Annotated in this window: 15 protein-coding genes; 14 read left to right on the top strand and 1 reads right to left on the bottom strand. The window is 65.6% G+C overall.

The window, feature by feature from the left end:
• The first annotated feature begins 2 nt into the window (after positions 1–2).
• The 4 genes from J4D52_RS08780 (at position 3) to J4D52_RS08765 (ending at position 4,738) form a co-directional block, all read left to right on the top strand.
• A complete protein-coding gene (locus J4D52_RS08780; RefSeq protein ID WP_063430642.1) occupies positions 3–1,484 on the top strand; it encodes a mannitol dehydrogenase family protein in 1,482 nt (493 codons plus the stop codon).
• Positions 1,485–1,620: 136 nt separating this feature from the next.
• Positions 1,621–3,129, top strand: coding sequence for a xylulokinase (xylB, locus tag J4D52_RS08775; protein ID WP_063430640.1), 1,509 nt, complete (start codon positions 1,621–1,623; stop codon positions 3,127–3,129).
• Between the two features lie 2 nt (positions 3,130–3,131).
• Positions 3,132–4,070, top strand: coding sequence for a carbohydrate kinase (locus J4D52_RS08770; protein WP_063430638.1), 939 nt, complete (start codon positions 3,132–3,134; stop codon positions 4,068–4,070).
• 50 nt (positions 4,071–4,120) lie between these two features.
• Positions 4,121–4,738: a hypothetical protein gene (locus tag J4D52_RS08765; protein ID WP_063430636.1), complete on the top strand. Its 618-nt coding sequence runs from the start codon at positions 4,121–4,123 to the stop codon at positions 4,736–4,738.
• Between the two features lie 149 nt (positions 4,739–4,887).
• On the opposite strand, the gene J4D52_RS08760 is transcribed toward J4D52_RS08765, so the two are convergent.
• Complete coding sequence (locus J4D52_RS08760) at positions 4,888–6,198, bottom strand: OprD family porin (RefSeq protein WP_063430933.1); 1,311 nt, start codon at positions 6,196–6,198, stop codon at positions 4,888–4,890.
• A 642-nt stretch (positions 6,199–6,840) separates the two neighbouring features.
• Here J4D52_RS08760 and J4D52_RS08755 point away from each other — a divergent pair.
• The 10 genes from J4D52_RS08755 to J4D52_RS08710 all read left to right on the top strand — a co-directional run bounded on the left by J4D52_RS08755 (position 6,841) and on the right by J4D52_RS08710 (position 17,880).
• Entirely contained in the window at positions 6,841–8,193 is a 1,353-nt protein-coding gene (locus tag J4D52_RS08755) for a UDP-glucose/GDP-mannose dehydrogenase family protein (RefSeq protein ID WP_025808991.1), read from the top strand.
• Positions 8,190–9,218 (top strand): NAD-dependent epimerase, encoded by a 1,029-nt coding sequence (locus tag J4D52_RS08750; protein ID WP_025808992.1) that lies wholly within the window; start codon positions 8,190–8,192, stop codon positions 9,216–9,218. Before J4D52_RS08755 ends, J4D52_RS08750 begins: the two co-directional genes overlap by 4 nt.
• A gap of 74 nt (positions 9,219–9,292) precedes the next feature.
• Entirely contained in the window at positions 9,293–10,066 is a 774-nt protein-coding gene (locus J4D52_RS08745) for a sugar transferase (protein WP_081251643.1), read from the top strand.
• A gap of 1 nt (position 10,067) precedes the next feature.
• Entirely contained in the window at positions 10,068–10,712 is a 645-nt protein-coding gene (locus J4D52_RS08740) for a CpsD/CapB family tyrosine-protein kinase (protein ID WP_063430634.1), read from the top strand.
• 22 nt (positions 10,713–10,734) lie between these two features.
• Positions 10,735–11,748 carry a polysaccharide biosynthesis/export family protein gene (locus tag J4D52_RS08735; RefSeq protein WP_063430632.1) on the top strand — a complete coding sequence of 338 codons (1,014 nt, stop codon included), beginning with the start codon at positions 10,735–10,737 and terminating at the stop codon, positions 11,746–11,748.
• An 11-nt stretch (positions 11,749–11,759) separates the two neighbouring features.
• Complete coding sequence (locus J4D52_RS08730) at positions 11,760–13,328, top strand: lipopolysaccharide biosynthesis protein (RefSeq protein ID WP_063430630.1); 1,569 nt, start codon at positions 11,760–11,762, stop codon at positions 13,326–13,328.
• Between the two features lie 23 nt (positions 13,329–13,351).
• The gene (locus tag J4D52_RS08725) at positions 13,352–14,416 is read left to right on the top strand and encodes a glycosyltransferase family 4 protein (RefSeq protein ID WP_164486591.1); all 1,065 of its coding nucleotides are present in this window, start codon (positions 13,352–13,354) and stop codon (positions 14,414–14,416) included.
• Complete coding sequence (locus J4D52_RS08720; RefSeq protein ID WP_102677583.1) at positions 14,413–15,789, top strand: O-antigen ligase; 1,377 nt, start codon at positions 14,413–14,415, stop codon at positions 15,787–15,789. The genes J4D52_RS08725 and J4D52_RS08720 overlap by 4 nt, the downstream gene beginning before the upstream one ends.
• Positions 15,786–16,751, top strand: coding sequence for a glycosyltransferase family 2 protein (locus J4D52_RS08715; protein WP_102677582.1), 966 nt, complete (start codon positions 15,786–15,788; stop codon positions 16,749–16,751). Before J4D52_RS08720 ends, J4D52_RS08715 begins: the two co-directional genes overlap by 4 nt.
• Positions 16,744–17,880, top strand: coding sequence for a glycosyltransferase family 2 protein (locus J4D52_RS08710; protein ID WP_102677581.1), 1,137 nt, complete (start codon positions 16,744–16,746; stop codon positions 17,878–17,880). The genes J4D52_RS08715 and J4D52_RS08710 overlap by 8 nt, the downstream gene beginning before the upstream one ends.
• The last annotated feature ends 1 nt before the right edge of the window (position 17,881 follow it).

The raw sequence follows: 17,881 nt of genomic DNA, 5'->3' as shown, positions 1-17,881 counted from the left end.
CGATGAAACTGAACAGACACAACCTCCACCACCTGGCCCCCGAAGTGCGGCTGCCCGCCTACGACCTGGCCGAGATCCGGCAAGGCATGGTGCATATCGGCGTGGGCGGCTTCCACCGGGCGCACCAGGCCTACTACACCGATGCCCTGATGAACACCGGCGAAGGCCTGGACTGGGGCATCTGCGGGGTCGGCCTGCGCGCCGAGGACCGCCGTGCCCGCGACGACCTGGCCGGCCAGGACTGCCTCTTCACCCTGTTCGAGCTGGGCGACAGCGCCGCCGCCGAAGTGCGGGTGATCGGCGCGATCCGCGACATGCTGCTGGCCGAGGACGGCGCCCAGGCGCTGATCGACAAACTGGCCGACCCGCAGATCCGCATCGTCTCGCTGACCATCACCGAGGGCGGCTACTGCATCGACGACAGCAGCGGCGAGTTCATGGCCCACCTGCCGCAGATCCAGCACGACCTGGCCCACCCGCAGCAGCCGAAGACCCTGTTCGGCTTTCTCTGCGCGGCCCTGGCCCTGCGCCGGGCGGCCGGGGTCCCGGCCTTTACCCTGATGTCCTGCGATAACCTGCCGCACAACGGCGCCGTGACCCGCAAGGCGCTGCTGGCCTTCGCCCGCCAGCGCGACGCCGACCTGCACGACTGGATCGCCGCCAACGTCAGCTTCCCCAACGCCATGGTCGACCGCATCACGCCCATGACCAGCACCGCCCACCGCCTGCAACTGCACGACCAGCACGGCATCGACGACGCCTGGCCGGTGGTCTGCGAACCCTTTGCGCAATGGGTGCTGGAAGACCAGTTCGTCAGCGGCCGGCCGGCCTGGGAAAAGGTCGGCGTGCAATTCACCGACGACGTCACGCCCTACGAGGAGATGAAGATCAAGCTGCTCAACGGCAGCCACCTGGCCCTGACCTACCTGGGCTTCCTCAAGGGCTATCGCTTTGTCCACGAGACGATGGCCGACCCGCTGTTCGTGGCGTACATGCGCGCCTACATGGACCAGGACGTGACCCCGCAACTGGCGCCGGTGCCGGGCATCGACCTCGGCGACTACAAAAACACCCTGGTGGCGCGCTTCTCCAACCGGGCGATTGCCGACCAGCTGGAGCGGGTCTGCTCCGACGGCTCGTCGAAGCTGCCCAAGTTCAGCGTGCCGACCCTCAACCGCCTGATCGCCGATGGCCGCGACACCGAGCGCGCCGCCCTGGTGGTCGCCGCCTGGGCCCTGTACCTCAAGGGCGTGGACGAAAACGGCGCCACCTACAGCATCCCCGACCCGCGCGCAGCGTTCTGTCAGGCGCTGGTGGCGGATGACGCGCTGATCAGCCAGCGGTTGTTGGCGGTCGAGGAGATCTTCGGCACGGCGATCCCCGCCAGCGCCGAATTCACCGCCGCCTTCGAGCGCTGCTACAGCAGCCTGCGCGACGACGGCGTGACCCGCACCCTGGAGCGGATATTGGCCCGGGACCGCTGATGCTTGCCTGTCGCTGTCGCGTTTCTCCAGGCCGATCGCGGACTCAGGTTTTGCGGTTGCGCTGCAACCGGTCGCAGCCTCGCGAGCTCGGCAGCGGCTACAGTGGGTTTGATTCGAATTTTGTGCAGGTTCATCCATGACGACGCAACAGCTTTTCCTCGGCATCGACTGCGGCACCCAGGGCACCAAGGCCATCGTCCTCGACGCCGCCAGCGGTGAAGTACTGGGGCTGGGCGCGGCGCCCCACAGCCTGATCAGCGGCGCCAACGGCCGCCGTGAACAGGACGTCGGGCAATGGCGCGAGGCGTTCGCCCTGGCCACCCGCCGGGCCTTATTGGCGGCCGGGGTCAGCGGCCTGGATATCCTCGGCATCGGCGTGTCCGGCCAGCAGCACGGCCTGGTCCTGCTCGACCCGCAGGGCCAGGTGCTGCGCCCGGCCAAGCTCTGGTGCGACACCGAATCCACCCCGCAGAACCAGCGCCTGCTGGATTACCTGGGCGGCGAACAGGGCTCCCTGGAGCGCCTCGGCGTGGCGATTGCCCCCGGCTACACGGTGTCGAAACTGCTGTGGACCCGGGAGCAGCATCCACAGATCTTCCAGCGCATCGCCCATGTCCTGCTGCCCCACGATTACCTGAACTACTGGTTGACCGGCCGCTGCTGCAGCGAATACGGCGATGCCTCGGGCACCGGCTATTTCAATGTGCGCACCCGGCAATGGGACCTGGCGCTGCTCAGGCACATTGACCCCGACGGCCGCCTGGAAGCCGCCTTGCCGGAACTGCTCGAAGCCCACCAGCCAGTGGGCACCCTGCTGCCGGAGATCGCCCGGCAGCTGGGCCTCAACCCCCGGGCGCTGGTGTCCAGCGGTGGCGGCGACAACATGCTGGGGGCCATCGGCACCGGCAATATCCAGCCCGGGGCGATCACCATGAGCCTGGGTTCCTCGGGCACCCTGTATGCCTATGCCGAGCAACCCCGGGTCAGCGCGGACGCCGCGGTGGCGACCTTCTGTTCTTCCAGCGGCGGCTGGCTGCCGCTGATCTGCACCATGAACCTGACCAACGCCACAGGCGCGGTGCGCGAGCTGTTCGAGCTGGATATCGACGCCTTCAACCAGCTGGTGGCGCAGGCGCCGATCGGCACCGAGGGCGTGTGCATGCTGCCGTTCCTCAACGGCGAGCGGGTCCCCGCCCTGCCCCACGCCAGCGGCAGCCTGCTAGGGTTGACCGCCAACAACCTGACCCGGGCCAACCTGTGCCGCGCGGTGGTGGAAGGCACCACCTTCGGCCTGCGCTACGGCCTGGACCTGCTGCGCCAGAACGGCCTGCAGAGCCAGAGCATCCGCCTGATAGGCGGCGGTTCGAAAAGCCCGCTGTGGCGGCAGATGGTCGCCGATATCATGCACACCCCGGTGGTCTGCACCGAGCAGAGCGAAGCGGCGGCCCTGGGCGCGGCGATCCAGGCGGCCTGGTGCGAGTCGCACGACAGCGGCCAGGCGCAGAGCCTGGCGCAGTTGTGCCAGCGCTGCGTGAGGCTCGATGCAAGCAGCGAAACCTTACCAACAGCGGCCAATGTCGCGGCCTACCAGCAGGCCTATGAACGCTACCAACAGCATGTGGCAACCCTTTTGAAGAGCGAATGACTATGTACCTGGTCTGTGGTGAAGCACTGTTCGATTTTTTCAGCGAAGACGATGCCGGCGGTCGGGCATCGCGGGTCAACTTCCAGGCAATCGCCGGCGGTTCGCCCTTCAATGTCGCGGTGGGTTTGCGCCGCCTGGGCGTGGACGCAGCACTGTTCGCCGGGCTGTCCACCGACTACCTCGGCCGGCGCCTGTTGCAGGTACTGCGCGACGAAGGCGTGGGCGAAGACTACCTGCTGCACGTCCAGGCCCCGACCACCCTGGCGATGGTCGCGGTGGGCGCCGACGGCTCGCCGCAATACAGCTTCCGTGGCGAAGGCTGCGCCGACCGCCAGTTGCAGCTGGCCGACCTGCCGCAACTCGACAGCCGGGTGCGCGGCCTGCACATCGGCTCGTATTCCCTGGTGGTGCAACCGATCGCCGACACCCTGCTGGCGCTGGTGCGCTGCGAGCGCGGCCAGCGCCTGATCAGCCTCGACCCCAATGTGCGCCTCAACCCGGCCCCGGACATCCAGTTGTGGCGCCAGCGCATCGACACCCTGGTCCGGCTGGCCGACCTGATCAAGGTCAGCGACGAGGATTTGCACCTGCTCTACCCCGACCAGGACCCGCAGCAAGTGATCGAAGGCTGGCTGCAGCATCACTGCCAGCTGGTGTTCCTGACCCGCGGCGCAGAGGGCGCGACGGTGTTCAGTCAGGCACATGGCCGCTGGTCGGCGCCGGCCATGCCGATTAAGATGGCCGACACCGTGGGCGCCGGCGACACCTTCCAGGCCGCCTTGATTGCCTGGCTGACCGAAAGGCAGCTGGACTCGTTGGAAGCTGTGGCGGGCTTGAGCCGGGACCAGATCGACCAGATGCTCAGGTTCGCCATCCGCGCCGCGGCGCTGACCTGTGGCAAAACCGGGCCGGACCTGCCCTATCGCCACCAACTGAACTGATCGAAGGAGCGCCACGCGGCGCTCCCATAGACCCGAATAGAGCCTTGCCTTTGACCCGCTTTGCCTATGCCGCCGTAGTACTCCCCCTCGTCCTGACCGGCTGTGCGACCTCGCCGCCGGCCAACCCCAACGACATCTGCGAAATCTTTCGCGAGAAAAGCGACTGGTACAAGGCGGCCAAGGCCACCGAAGAGAAATGGGGGGTGCCGATCCAGGTGCCGCTGTCGATCATCTACCAGGAATCGAGCTTCAAGCAGGACGCCTTGCCGCCCCGCAAATACCTGTTGTGGGTGATTCCCTGGGGTCGGGTCAGCACCGCGGCCGGCTACCCGCAGGCCAAGGACGAAGTCTGGGGCGACTACCAGCGCAAGGGCGACAACTACTGGGCCAGCCGCACCAACTTCGCCGACGCCACCGACTTTATCGGCTGGTACATGGACCAGACCACGCGGGTCAATGGCGTGACCAAGCAGGACGCTTACCGCCAGTACCTCAACTACCACGAAGGCTGGGGCGGCTACCGCCGCCAGACCTATACGGCCAAGCCCTGGCTGCAGACCGTGGCGGGGAAAGTGCAAAGCCGCTCCAACCTCTACGGCCAGCAATACGCCGGTTGCCGGGAAGAGCTGAACCGCGGCTTCTGGAGCCGCTTCTGGAATTGGCTGTAAGCGCCTGACGCCGCTCTCCCCGCCTCCTCGTTCTCTGTAGCCGCTGGCGCAGCCTGCGATCGGGTTGGGCGGCATTCCGACGAAGCAGTCGTAAAACCAGCCAATGCGTTTATCCAGGCATATCGCGGACTCAGCTTCCGGCAGCGCCGTCAGAGAATCGAGAAGTTGTAGCTGACAATCAGCCGCGTCTCGTCCACGTCCCGGGCGAACTTCTCGTAGTTGCTGCGGTAGGTGGCGTTACGCAGGCGCAGGCTGACGTCCTTGAAGGTGCCACTCTGCACCACGTACTTGAGTTCGCTGTCGCGTTCCCACTCACGGCCTTCCTGGTCGCTGCCCGGGACCTTGATATGGTCGCCGCTGACATAGCGGGTCAGGAAACTCAGGCCGTTGATGCCGATGGCCTTGAAGTCGTAGTCGTAGCGCAGCTGCCAGGAACGCTCCTGGGCGGCGGCGAAGTCGTTGACCTGCACATAGTTGACCAGGTACGGGTTGCTGCCATCGAGGTAGGGCATCGAGTTGTCGCCGTTCATGCGCTGCCAGCCGGCGCTGAAGGTGTGGCCGTCGATGGCGTAACCGAGCATGCCGCTCAGGGCGCGGTTATCGATGGAGCCGGCGCGCTCGGCGCCGCTGTCGGCACTCTTGAGCAGGCGCAGGTCTGCCTTCAATACACCCGGGCCCAGCGGCTGGTTGGCCAGCAGGCCGATGAAGTGCTGGCGGTAGATGTCTTCCAGCTCGGCGTAGTGGTACTGGCCGGTCAGGCGATCGTTGAACTTGTAGTCGATGCCGTACATGTCGAAATGGTCGGCGGTGACGTTGCAGGCATAGCGTTTGTTCTTGCAGTGCACGCGGATGTCCTGGGCGTCCGTGGAGTCCCGGGCGGTGTACCGGTCCAGGCGCGCGGCCATGAACGTCAGGTCCTTGACCTCCTTGGACGTGAGCATGGCGCCGTTGAACAGGGTCGGCAGCAGGCGCCCGTCGTTGTACTTGAGCAGCGGCAGGTCCGGCAGCAGCGCGCCGTACTTGAGCACGCTCTGGGACAGGCGCACCTTGGCCGTCAGGCCGAGCTTGGCGTACTGATCCTTGGAACCCCGCGGGTCCTGGCCGCTGGACGGCAGCAGGCCGCTGTTGCTGCGGTCGGGGCTGGAATCGAGCTTGAAGCCGAGCATGCCCAGCGCGTCGATGCCAAAGCCGACGGTGCCTTCGGTGTAGCCCGATTGCAGGTTGAGAATGAAGCCCTGGGCCGCCTCTTCGCGCTTGGAGGCACCCTGATCGTTGCTGGTATGGCCGTCGCGGAAGTCACGGTTGAAGTAGAGGGTGCGCGACTCGAGCTTGGCGCTGCTGTCTTCGAAGAAACCCGCGGCCTGGGCGGTAAAACCCGCGCACAGGCAAAGGGCGCCGAGGCCCACTGTTTGATAACGCAGCGATCGGGATGAGTGCAGCAAAGGGAAAGGGGGACGCATGAAAAGCTCCAGCAGTGCATCGGTAACGCGGATGAAAGAAAGGCAATAGCAATCCATCTGGCGAATCATTTCTGGCCAGGTGAATTGATCAAATCAATGTTGACCCGCAATGATGGCAGATGGCTTTGACGGGCTACACCCGACTTTAGTCTGAAGCTGCTACAGCCTTTGGCGCTTCCCGAGCGCCTCCAGCGCTCTGCCCTGCCCGCAATAAAGCGATCATTTCCAACACTTTTTCCCTTCGTGGAGGCCCTTGGCCGAGGCGCCATTCATTGGGCGATTCCAGAGGTTTTGGATCCAAGAAAGTGTCTACCGAGGATAAAAACGCTGTTTTTCTTGCTCAAAAAAATACCGTTCGTCGGCTAAATTTGCCTTATGGGGTTTTGTAACAAGGAATTGACACAATGCTATCCCCACCCTTTCAGTATCTCTATCTATTTAATTTTAAACATAATTAATCAATTCAAATAGGGATCCAAAATGCCATCGTCATTTATATAACACGGCAAACCGCCAATTAACCGTCTCCATGCTGTGGTAGTGTCAAAAAAAGAACGCAAAAAGGGCTTGCACCTATTCAGTTCTTTAAGAAGTGGGCAGAAAAAAACTCACTCATTACCCATCACGGATGAGGTTCCTCCCTTGGATGTCAGCGTTTTTGGTACCGGCTACGTCGGCCTGGTACAAGCAGTCGCCCTGGCCGACGTCGGCCACAACGTGGTCTGTGTCGACATCGACGGCCAGAAAGTCGCCCAATTGCAGCGCGCCATCGCGCCCATTCACGAGCCGGGGCTGACGACGCTGATCGAGGACAATCTGAAAGCCGGTCGCCTGTCCTTCACCACCCAGGCCCAGGACGCGGTGAACCATGGCGAGCTGATGTTTATCGCGGTGGGCACCCCGTCCAACGAAGACGGCTCCGCCGATCTCGATCACGTGATCGCCGTGGCCCGCGACATCGCCCGCCTGATGCACAGCGACAAGACCCTGGTGATCAAGTCCACGGTGCCGGTGGGCACCGCCGACCTGGTGCTGGAAACCGTCATCGAGCAGCTCACCGACCTGGGCAAGTCCGAGCTCAAGGTGCATGTGGTGTCCAACCCCGAGTTCCTCAAGGAAGGCAGCGCGGTGGCTGACTGCATGCGCCCGGACCGGATCATCGTCGGTTGCGCCCATGACAAGCCGCGCCAGCAGTTGAGCGAGCTGTACGCGCCGTTCAACCACAACCGCGACCGCCTGATGTTCATGGATAACCGCAGCGCCGAGCTGGTGAAGTACGCCGCCAACGCGATGCTCGCCACGCGCATCAGCTTCATGAACGAAATGGCCAACCTGGCCGAGCGCCTGGACGTCGACATCAGCGCCGTGCGCAAGGGCATCGGCGCCGACCCGCGGATCGGCTACCACTTCATCTACCCGGGCGCCGGTTTTGGCGGCTCGTGTTTCCCCAAGGATCTCAAGGCACTGATCCACACCGCCGAGAGCCATGGCCTGGAGCCGCACATGCTCAAGACCGTGCGCGACGTCAACGAGCAGCAGCGGCATGTGCTGTTCCGCAAGCTCAAGGCGCATTTTGGCGACGACCTGCGGGGCAAGGTCATCGCCATCTGGGGGCTGGCCTTCAAGCCCAACACCGACGATATGCGCGAAGCCACCAGCCGCTACCTGATGGAAGCGCTGTGGGACGCCGGCGCCACGGTGCATGCCTACGACCCGGAAGCCATGACCGAATGCCGGCGCCTGTACGGCTACCGCCCCGACCTGCAGCTGTGCGCGACCCGCGACGACACCCTGCAATGCGCCGATGCGCTGGTGATCTGCACCGAGTGGAAGGCCTTTCGCGTGGTCGATTTCAACCAGCTGCGCGAGCGCCTCAAGGCGCGGCTGATCGTCGACGGGCGCAACCTCTACAACCCGCAACAGGCGGCGGATGCCGGCCTGCATTACCTGAGCATCGGCTTACCCTATCGCCTACCGGGGGCGCTCTACGCATGAATATCCTGATCACCGGGGCCGCCGGTTTCATCGGCGCCCATACCGCACTGCGTTTGCTCAAGGATGGGCATCAGGTCACCGGGCTGGATAATTTCAACGACTACTACGACCCGCAGCTCAAGCGCGACCGGGTGCGTTGGGTGGAGCAACAGGTGGGAGCCTTCCCGCTGTACCGCCTGGACTTGAGCGATGCCGACGCCCTCGACCGGCTGTTCGCCCAGGTCCGCCCGCAGGTGGTGATCAACCTGGCGGCCCAGGCCGGGGTGCGTTATTCCCTGGAAAACCCCAAGGCCTACCTGGACAGCAACCTCGGCGGCTTTCTCAACCTGCTGGAGATGTGCCGGCGCTACCCGGTCGAGCACCTGATCTACGCCTCGTCCAGCTCGGTGTACGGCGCCAACCATCACACGCCGTACAAGGTCAGCGACAACGTCGACCACCCGCTGTCGCTGTACGCCGCGAGCAAAAAGGCCAACGAGCTGATGGCCCACAGCTACAGCCACCTGTTCGACGTGCCGGCAACCGGCCTGCGCTTCTTTACCGTGTACGGCCCCTGGGGCCGTCCGGACATGTCGCCGATCCTGTTCGCCCAGGCCATCAGCGAAGGCCGGCCGCTGAAGCTGTTCAACTACGGCATGCACCAGCGCGACTTCACCTACATCGACGACATAGTCGAGTCCCTGGTGCGTCTGCTGGGTAAACCACCAGTGCGCGACCCGCTGTGGGACCGCGAACAGCCCGACCCGGCCACCAGCATGGCGCCCTGGCGCCTGTTCAACATCGGCGGGCAGCGCCCGGTGGAACTCAAGGACTACGTCGCCACCCTGGAGCAACTGCTCGGGCGCAAGGCGCTGGTCGAGTACCTGCCGCTGCAGCCCGGCGATGTGCTGAACACCTGCGCCGATGCCAGCGCCCTGGAGAACGTCACCGGCTTCGGCCCGCAGGTGCCCCTGGCCGAAGGCCTGGGGCGCTTCGTCGACTGGTTCCAGAGCTACTACCGGCCGCCTTCGCCGCCACGGGCCTGACGAACCGCACCGAGCTGCACCGGCGAACCCGCTCGCCGCTTCTACCCACTGCCTATGGAAATACCCCGATGGACATGGAGAGACCATTCTCATCGCCTGTGCCTTCTGTTCCCGAGGAGCCGACACCGGCTGCCGGCCCCGTCCATATCGACCGGCGCAACGACCCGTTCCGGCGCAAGGTCGAGGCCGCCGTCGAGCTGCAACGCCGTGGCTGGCTGACCGGTCGCCGCGGCGGCTGCCCCTGGACCCTGTCCCTGAGCAAGCGCCTGACTTCGACCCTGCTGGCCGCGCTGATCCTGCTGCTGATCGCGCCGCTGCTGCTGGCGATCGCTCTGCTGATCAAGTTGACCAGCCCCGGCCCGGTGTTTTTCGTGCAGCTGCGTACCGGCTTTCGTGGCCGGCGTTTCGGCATGTACAAGTTCCGCACCATGGTGGTCAACGCCGAATCCCTGAAGGACTCGGTGCGCCACCTGAACAAGCACGGCCCGGACTCGGTGGACTTCAAGATCGACCGCGACCCGCGGATCACCGGGATCGGCGGTTTCCTGCGGCGCACCAGCCTCGACGAGTTGCCGAACCTGATCAATGTGCTGCTCGGCCAGATGCGCATCGTCGGCCCGCGGCCGACCTCGTTCCACGCCCAGACCTACAAGGAACACCACCTCGGCCGCCTGAGCATCTACCCCGGCATCACCGGCCTGTGGCAGGTGTCCGGGCGCAGCGATGTGGATTTCGACGGCCGGGTGACCCTGGACATGACCTACATCTTTCAGCAGAGCCCCTGGCTGGACCTGAAGATCCTCCTCAAAACCCCTCTCAAAGTCCTCAACGGCCACGGAGCAAGTTGAAATGGCGGCTGCAACCTTTGCCAGTCTGGAAATCCAGACCCCCACCGAAAGCAACCTGGCCGTGACCGTACTCGACCAGCAGCTGCGGGTGATCCTGCTCACCGCGCCGAACGGCAACAGTGGCGTGACCACCAGCAGCCTGGCCCTGGCCAACGAGCTGGCGCGCACCAGCCGCGGGCGGGTGCTGCTGCTGGACACCAGCCTCGCCGACAACAGCCTGACCCGGCGCCTGGGCCTGGAACAGAACCCGGGCTTCCTCGACCTGGTGCTGGCCGAGCAGCCACCGAGCCTGGCGTCCTGCATCGAGCACCCCGGTGCCCCGAGCTTCGACTTCCTGCCCCTGGGGCGTCGCCAGCAGTACAGCGAACGCCTGACCAGCCAGCCGCTGCAGGAACTCTTCGCTGCGCTGAACGAGGTGTACCGCTTCGTGATCGTCGACGGCGACCCGGTGTACAGCAACGGCGACCTCCTCACCCTGAGTACCCAGGTCGATGGCGTGGTGCTGGTGGTGCGCAGCGAGGAAACCCGCTGGGAAGTGGCCCAGGCCGCCGCGCAACGGCTGGTCCAGGCCGAGGCGAAGCTGATCGGCAGCGTGTTCAACGCGCGCAAGTACTACATGCCCAAATGGGTCTACGACCGTCTCTGACCGGCACAAGGAAAGTCTGCACATGAAACCTCAAGCGCTCCCCCTTTGCCTGTTGCTGGCCGCCCTCGCCGGCTGCACCAGCCCCGATGTCGAGGAAATGCCGGTGCATGTCCTCAGCGCCGAGGCCGGCCAGGGCCAGATGACCGAAGTGCTGCCGGTGGAGCAGGTCCTGCGTCCCCAGGACGTGCTGGACGTGATCTTCCACATCGGCAGCACCAGCCAGACCCGCTATCGGGTGCAACCGGGCGACCAGGTCGACGTCTCGTTCCTCAGCGCCGCCGAGCTGGGCGGCAACAAGCTGGTGCTGCCCGACGGCAGCATCGAGATGCCTTACGTGGGCAATGTGCAGGTTGCCGGGCTGACCGCCGAAGAGGCGCGCCGAACCCTGGAAAGCGCCTATTCGCGGGTGCTGAAAAAACCCCAGGTGACCTTTTCGATTTCCCACGCCATGGCCCAGCTGGACAACCTGCGCACCAGCCTGACCAACCCGGCCACGGGCCTGAGCCGCGAGATCACCGTCGGCTCGGACGGGCGCGCCAGCTTCCCATTGCTCGGCGCCATGTCCTTGCAGGGCATGACCCTCAGCCAGCTGCAGAAGACCATCAACCAGCGCTACGCCAAGGAAGTCGGCCAGGTCAGCGCCGATGTGCTGCTCAAGTCGACGGCCGCCAACGAGGTGTTCGTGCTCGGTGAAGTCGGCCAGCCCGGCGCCTACCCGATCCGCCGCCCGGTGTCGGTGCTCGAGGCCCTGACCCTGGCCAAGGGCGCCGGCCCCACCGCGCGCCTGGACTCGGTGGTGATCATGCGCCGCACCGGCAACCAGGTGCAGGCCCGCACCTACGACGTCGCCGCCGCGCTGGACCGCAACGCCGCGCAGTTCGCCTACCTGCAGCCGGACGACCTGCTCTATGTGCCCAAGACCCGCCTGGCCAAGGCCGGCGCGTTCAGCAAGCAACTGGCGGACATCATCATGTTCCAGGGTGTCGGCTTCAGCTTCGGCTACCGCGTCGACAACAAAGAATCGGACAACAATTGAGCCTTCCCGCGATGAACAGAATCGAAAACTACCTGCACGAGTTCCTCCTCGTGTTCTTCGTCAATCGCCGGCTGATCAAACGTGTGTTCCTCGGCTTCGCCGTGATCGCCCTGCTGTTGCCGCTGGTGCTGCGGCAGAGCTACGAGATCACCGCCGAAGTCATAGTGCAGTCGAAGAAGCTGTCGCAGAGCGACGCCAACACCGTGCTCACCCCGGACAGCGACAAGTTCATCCCGCCGTCCCTGGCGGACATGGAAACCGAGAGCAATATCCTGCGCTCGCCGACGCTGATCCGCGAAACCATCGGCCAGTTGCGCGACGCCGGCGAGTTCGGCGACGGCGAGGGCCTGCTCGCCCGGCTGCTCTTCAATCCGCTGCGCGATCATGTGACCACCCCGTTGCGCGCAGCCCTGGGCCTGAAGATCGAACCGGTGCGCGACACCGCCCTGGACGCCATGACCAACCAGGCGGTCAAGGACCTGAAGATCGCCACCCTGCCCGGCTCCAACGTGATCTCGGTGGTCTACGCCAGCGCCGACCCGACCCAGGGCACGCGTTTCGTCGAGCGCCTGCTGGCCAACTACCTGAAGAACCGCCAGGACCTGCAATCCAACGAGCTGCCGCAGGCCTTCTTCGAGCAGAAGAAAGTCCAGTACCAGGAACGCCTGGACGACCTCGAAGGCTTGCGCCAGGCCCTGCTGGAAGCGGCCCATGCCTCCGATCCCAAGGAAGAGATCACCTTCCGCCTGAACGCGATCAACACCGAGGAGCAGTCGCTCAACGGCTACCGCGACCAGGCCCTGGAGAACCAGCGTCGCCTGGACTACCTGCAAAACAACTTGAAGGCCGCGCGCAAGGGCAGCCTGACCGACTACACCTTTCCCTTCGCCTTCGCCAACACAGTGGACAACGTGGCCTACGAGGACCGCGAGATCAAACAGCTGGGCGAACAGCTGACCAACCTGGTGAGCCAATACGGCACCACCTCCGACACCTACCGGGCCGACAGCGTGCCGATGCAGCAGCAGCGCGAGCAGATCGTCCGCGCCCGCGCGCAGTTCCTCAAGGTCGTGGAAAACCGCGTCCGCGAGCGCACCAGCGACCTGCAGATCACCAATTCGGTGATCGCCCAGAAGACCGCGCGGATCAACGAATACAAGACCCGCGTGCGCGACCTGCAGGAAGTGCTGAGCAAGCTGCGCCAGCTCGACACCGAGATCGACGCCCTGCACAAGGCCTTCTTCACCTACACCCAGCGCTACGAAGAAAGCCGCGGCGAACGCCTGATCAATGGCGAGCTGTCCAACGCCCGGGTGCTCAGCCAGCCTTATGAACCCAGCGAGGCGGCCTTCCCCAAACCCATGCTGATCATTCCCCTGGGCCTGCTCACCGGCCTGCTGCTGGCGATTGCCCTGGGTTATGTCTACGAGTTCTTCGATCACCGCTTCAAGCATCCGGCCCAGGTCGGCGACCACCTGAACCTGCCGGTGCTGATGGTGCTCGACGCGGTGCAAGTGCCTGTGGTCAATCCCTACCCGCGCTGGACCTGGCAGTGGCTCTGGCACTGGGCCAAGCAGTGAACCGCACGGAAAGCGAGATGCTCATGGCCGACCTGCCGATTGTCCATGTGATCCACAGCGGCGGTTTCTATGGCGCCGAACGCATGCTGCTCGATCACTGCCGGGGCATGCCCGGGCAGCATCGGGTGCTGTTTATCGACGCGCCGCCGGCCCTGCTCGAACGTTTTCGCGCGGGCGGCGTCGAGTGCCACAGTTGCAGCGGGCTGCGGGCCATGCTCAGGCATCTGAGCCCGCAACCGGTGCTGCTCAATGCGCACAATTTCAAGGCCCAGCTGTTTGCCCTGCTCTGCGCCTGGCGCCTGGGCCTGCCGCTGGTATGGACCCAGCACGGGTTCACCCCGCGCAGCGCCAAGCAGAAGTTCTACACCTGGCTCAGCCTGCGCCTGTGCCGCCGTCGCACGGTGCGGCGGGTGGCCTGCGTGGCGCAGAGCATCGCCCGCTTGCATCGCCAGGCCGGGGTCGAGGCGGAGAAACTGCAGGTGATCCCCAATGGTTTGCCCGAGCAGTGCATCCCCGACCAGAACCTGCGCGACCCCAATGCGCCGCTAGTGGGCTTCGTCGGCCGCCTGAGCCAGGAAAAAGGCCCGGACCTGTTTCTCGACGCGCTGATCCCGCTGTGCCAGCAACGCCCGGCGCTTAAGGTAGTGCTGCTCGGCGACGGGCCCCTGAGCGAGATGCTGCGCCAGCGCATCCAGGAAGCCGGCCTGGAGTTGCAGATCCTGATGCCGGGCTACCAGAACAACATGAGCAAATGGATGCATCGCCTCAGCGTGCTGGTGCTCAGTTCGCGCACCGAAGGCACACCGATGATCCTGCTCGAAGCCATGCAGGCCGGCACGCCGATCGCCGCCTTCGCCGTCGGCGGCATTCCCGATGTGATCGAACACAGCGTCAACGGCCTGCTCGCCCAGCCGCTGGACAGCGCCGAACTGGCCGGGCATATCGCCGAGCTGCTGGACGACCCCGACCTGGGCGAACGCCTGAGCCTGGCGGCGCGCCAGCGGCAACGCCGCGACTATCACCTGCCGCGCCTGGCCCTGCGCTGGCAGGCCCTGTATCGCGCGGCCCACGAGGCCTGGAACCGATGATCGCCTCCCTTTCCCTGGGCGTCCTGCTGGGGCTGGCCTGCCTGCTGCTGCTCGCCAGCCCCTGGCCCTACCTGGCGCCGCTGGTGGTGGTCGGCTTGTTCGGCCTGGCGCTGCTGTACCGCCGTACCGGCTGGGGCCTGCTGGGCATCTGCGCGCTGGTACCGTTCGAAGGCCTGTTCAAGGACAGCTCTTTTTCCGCGGCCAAGCTGCTGGGGGCCTCGCTGATCCTGATCCTGCTGTTCAAGCTGCTGATGCGCCAGATCGGCGAGACACGCCTGCGCAGCAACCTGTGGCGGGCGCTGCTGCCGTTCCTGCTGTGCCTGCTGCTGAGCCTGATGTACAGCGAGAACCTCGGGGTGTCCCTGGGCAGCCTGCGGGAACTGGCGGTGGGCCTGGTGCTGTTTTTCGTGACCCTGCTGATCGGCCGCGAGGTCAACCTGCTGATGCTCTGCCGCCTGCTGGCGCTGAGCGTGGCCGCCACCTGCGTGATCGCCCTGTTCTCGGCCAAGTACCAGGTCGGCGGCCGGGCCATCGGCCTGTTGCAGGACGCCAACTACTTCGCCCTGCTGATCGCCATGGCGGTGCCGCCGGCGATCCTCCTGGCCCTGCGCGAGCGGCACTGGCCGCTGCGGCTGTTCTGGGCCGGGGTGACCCTGACCCTGATGGCCGGCATGACCAAGACCGACTCGCGCTCCGGGCTGCTCGTTGTGCTGTTCACCATCGCCATCGGCGCCTGGCACTACCGCCATCGGCTGCAACGGCTGCGGCCCAAGCACCTGGGGTTCGTCATGTTCGCCGTGGCGATTGTCGTGCCTCTGGGCATCGCCGCGCTGCCGGCGGACTACGTGGCGCGGATCCAGTCCCTGAGCCTGCTCAAGTCCGGCTCCCACTCCGCCGACACTTCCCTGGGCCGACGCACCTCATACCTGGTGGTCGGCGGGCAGATGATCCGCGAGAACCCCTTGCTCGGTTCGGGCCTGGGCACCTTCCCGATCCATTACGCGCAGACCGGCTTTGCCAGCGGCTTCTCGGAAAACATGAACGAGCCGGACCTCTACCGGCGCGCCCACAACACTTACCTGGAGCTGTTCAGCGAACTGGGGATTCCCGGCGGCCTGAGCTTCGTCGCCCTGCTGCTGATGGGCCTGCGCAACTTCGAGCGGGCGCGGATCGCATGGCTGCACAAGGGCCAGCAGGACCAGGCCGACATCGCCACCCACCTGGGCCTGAGCCTGCTGGCCCTGGCGGTGTTCCTGCTGTTTCTCAGCGCGCCGAACCACAAATACCTGTGGATCTTCCTGGCCCTGTCCAGCGTGCTGCGCCGCCAGGCCGAAGCGCCGCAGAGCCACCCCTACAAGGAAGCCAGGTCATGAAACGGATCAGCGTGATAGTGCCGATGTTCAACGAGGCGCGGCATATCCTGCGCACCCTGGACAGCGTCAGCAGCGCCGCCGCCGTGGCGGGGCTGGAATGCGAGCTGATCGTGGTCGACAACGGCTCGCGCGACAACGGCCCGCAACTGGCCATGGACCAGGGCGCGCGGGTGCTGCATTACCCCGGGCTGTCCATCGGCGCCCTGCGCAATCGTGGCGCGGCCAGCGCAACCGGCGACTGGCTGGCCTTCCTCGATGCCGACATCGAGGTGCCGCTGAACTGGCTGCTGCTGTGGAAATCCGCCGAAGCCAGCCAGCGCGCCGATGTCTTCGCCCTGGACTGCGATGCCCCGCGCAGCGCGCCCTGGTTCGCCCGCGCCTGGCAGCGCCGCAGCCTGTCCGGCAACCAGCAGGAACGCCTGTTGCAATGGCTGCCCACCCCCAACCTGTGCATGGCCCGGGTCTGGTTCAACCGCATCGGCGGTTTCGACGAGGCGCTGCGCACCGGCGAAGACAAGGATTTCGGCCTGCGCCTGAACCGCGCCGGCGCCCGCCAGTTGAGCCTGGCCACGCCCGTGGTGCAGCACTGGGGTTTCGAGGGCAGCTGGCGCGAATGGAGCGGCAAGGAGTTCTGGCGCCAGAGCAGCCATGTGCAGTTGCTGCGCAGTGGCGGGCTAAGCCCGCGGCTGTTGCGCTTTCCCCTGCTGTGCCTGGCCACCGCCCTGCTCAGCCTGCTGGCCTTGCTCTGCCTGCTCGGCGGGCAGTGGACGGCGGCCCTGCTGGCCCTGCTCGGCAGCGCCCTGGCGCCCCTGGGCCTGGCCCTGCGCCAGAGCTACCGGCACCGCGACCCGCTGTTTTTCCTGCAACTCTGGCTGCTGCACTGGCTGCGCCTGCACCTGGGCGCCGGCGCCCTGCTGCAGGGCCTTTTCAACCGTACTGCCGTGAGGCCCGATCGTGGCTAAGACACTCTTCTGGTTATGCCTGCTGTTGCCGGTCTACGCCTGGATCGGTTACCCGCTGATCCTGGCACTGATCAGCCTGTTCATCCGCAAACCCTGGGTCGAACCGGGGCCGCCCTTGTCGGTCAGCGTGATCATCGCCGCACACAACGAAAACCAACACATCGAGCACAAGCTGCGCACCCTGCTGGCCCAGGACTACCCGGCCACCGACCTGCAGATCATCCTCGCCAGCGACGGCTCGACCGACGCCACCGTAGCCACCGCACTGGCGATCCACGACCAGCGGATACTGGTGCTCGACCTGCCGCGAGTAGGCAAGGCCGGAGCGCTGAACGCCGCGGTGGAACTGGCGCGCAACGAGATCCTGGTGTTCACCGACGCCGACAACCAATGGTCCGGCGACACCCTCGGCAAGCTGCTCGCGCCCTTCGCTGACCCGGATGTCGGGGCCTGCGGCGGGCATATGATCATCCCCAACCCCGGCCACGCCCTGAGCCTGGGCGACAGCCTGTACCGGCACTACGAAGCCTGGCTGCGCGAGGCGGAAAACCGCACCGGCTGCATGGTCTCGGCCGACGGCGCGCTGCTGGCCCTGCGTCGCGAACTGTTCGAGCAGGTCCCGGCCGAGGTCAACGACGACTTCTTTATCAGCACCTGCGCGCCGGTGGCCGGCAAACGCATAGTCTACGTCGAGGAGGCCCAGGTGCTGGACCAGGGCGTGGACGAAGTCGGCAAGCAATACCGCCGACGCCTGCGGGTCACGGTCGGCGGCCTGCAGAGCCTGGCCCAGCGCCGTGGCCTGATGAACCCCTGGCGCCACGGCTTCTACGCGATAGCGCTGATCAGCCACAAACTGATCCGCCGCCTGGCGCCGGTGCTGCTGATCCCGCTGCTGCTCAGCAACCTGTGGCTGTGGAACGCCGGGGCCTTCTACAGCCTGTTTCTGATCGCCCAGCTGTGCGGTTATGGCGCCGGCCTGCTCGGCCTGCTCGACCCGCGCGGGCGCTTGCCCAAACCCTTTCGCCTGGCCGGTTTCGTCCTGGTGACCCTGGCCGGCATGAGCATGGGCCTCTGGCAATTTCTCCGCGGGCAGCGCTACAGCCTGTGGAACCCGCAGCAGAACCGATGAC

This window comes from Pseudomonas sp. GW460-12-10-14-TSB1, from assembly GCF_017349775.1.
In the GTDB taxonomy this organism is placed as follows: Bacteria; Pseudomonadota; Gammaproteobacteria; order Pseudomonadales; family Pseudomonadaceae; genus Aquipseudomonas; species Aquipseudomonas piscium.
This window is presented reverse-complemented; position numbering and strand designations above follow the sequence as displayed.

Excerpts from the sequence above, each read along its gene's own strand:
- J4D52_RS08770 (WP_063430638.1), top strand. The coding sequence starts at position 3,132 with ATGTACCTGGTCTGTGGTGAAGCACTGTTCGATTTTTTCAGCGAAGAC.
- J4D52_RS08720 (WP_102677583.1), top strand. The coding sequence starts at position 14,413 with ATGATCGCCTCCCTTTCCCTGGGCGTCCTGCTGGGGCTGGCCTGCCTG.
- J4D52_RS08730 (WP_063430630.1), top strand. The coding sequence starts at position 11,760 with ATGAACAGAATCGAAAACTACCTGCACGAGTTCCTCCTCGTGTTCTTC.
- xylB (WP_063430640.1), top strand. The coding sequence starts at position 1,621 with ATGACGACGCAACAGCTTTTCCTCGGCATCGACTGCGGCACCCAGGGC.
- J4D52_RS08725 (WP_164486591.1), top strand. The coding sequence starts at position 13,352 with ATGGCCGACCTGCCGATTGTCCATGTGATCCACAGCGGCGGTTTCTAT.
- J4D52_RS08750 (WP_025808992.1), top strand. The coding sequence starts at position 8,190 with ATGAATATCCTGATCACCGGGGCCGCCGGTTTCATCGGCGCCCATACC.
- J4D52_RS08715 (WP_102677582.1), top strand. The coding sequence starts at position 15,786 with ATGAAACGGATCAGCGTGATAGTGCCGATGTTCAACGAGGCGCGGCAT.
- J4D52_RS08740 (WP_063430634.1), top strand. The coding sequence starts at position 10,068 with ATGGCGGCTGCAACCTTTGCCAGTCTGGAAATCCAGACCCCCACCGAA.
- J4D52_RS08735 (WP_063430632.1), top strand. The coding sequence starts at position 10,735 with ATGAAACCTCAAGCGCTCCCCCTTTGCCTGTTGCTGGCCGCCCTCGCC.
- J4D52_RS08780 (WP_063430642.1), top strand. The coding sequence starts at position 3 with ATGAAACTGAACAGACACAACCTCCACCACCTGGCCCCCGAAGTGCGG.
- J4D52_RS08760 (WP_063430933.1), bottom strand. The coding sequence starts at position 6,198 with ATGCGTCCCCCTTTCCCTTTGCTGCACTCATCCCGATCGCTGCGTTAT.
- J4D52_RS08745 (WP_081251643.1), top strand. The coding sequence starts at position 9,293 with ATGGAGAGACCATTCTCATCGCCTGTGCCTTCTGTTCCCGAGGAGCCG.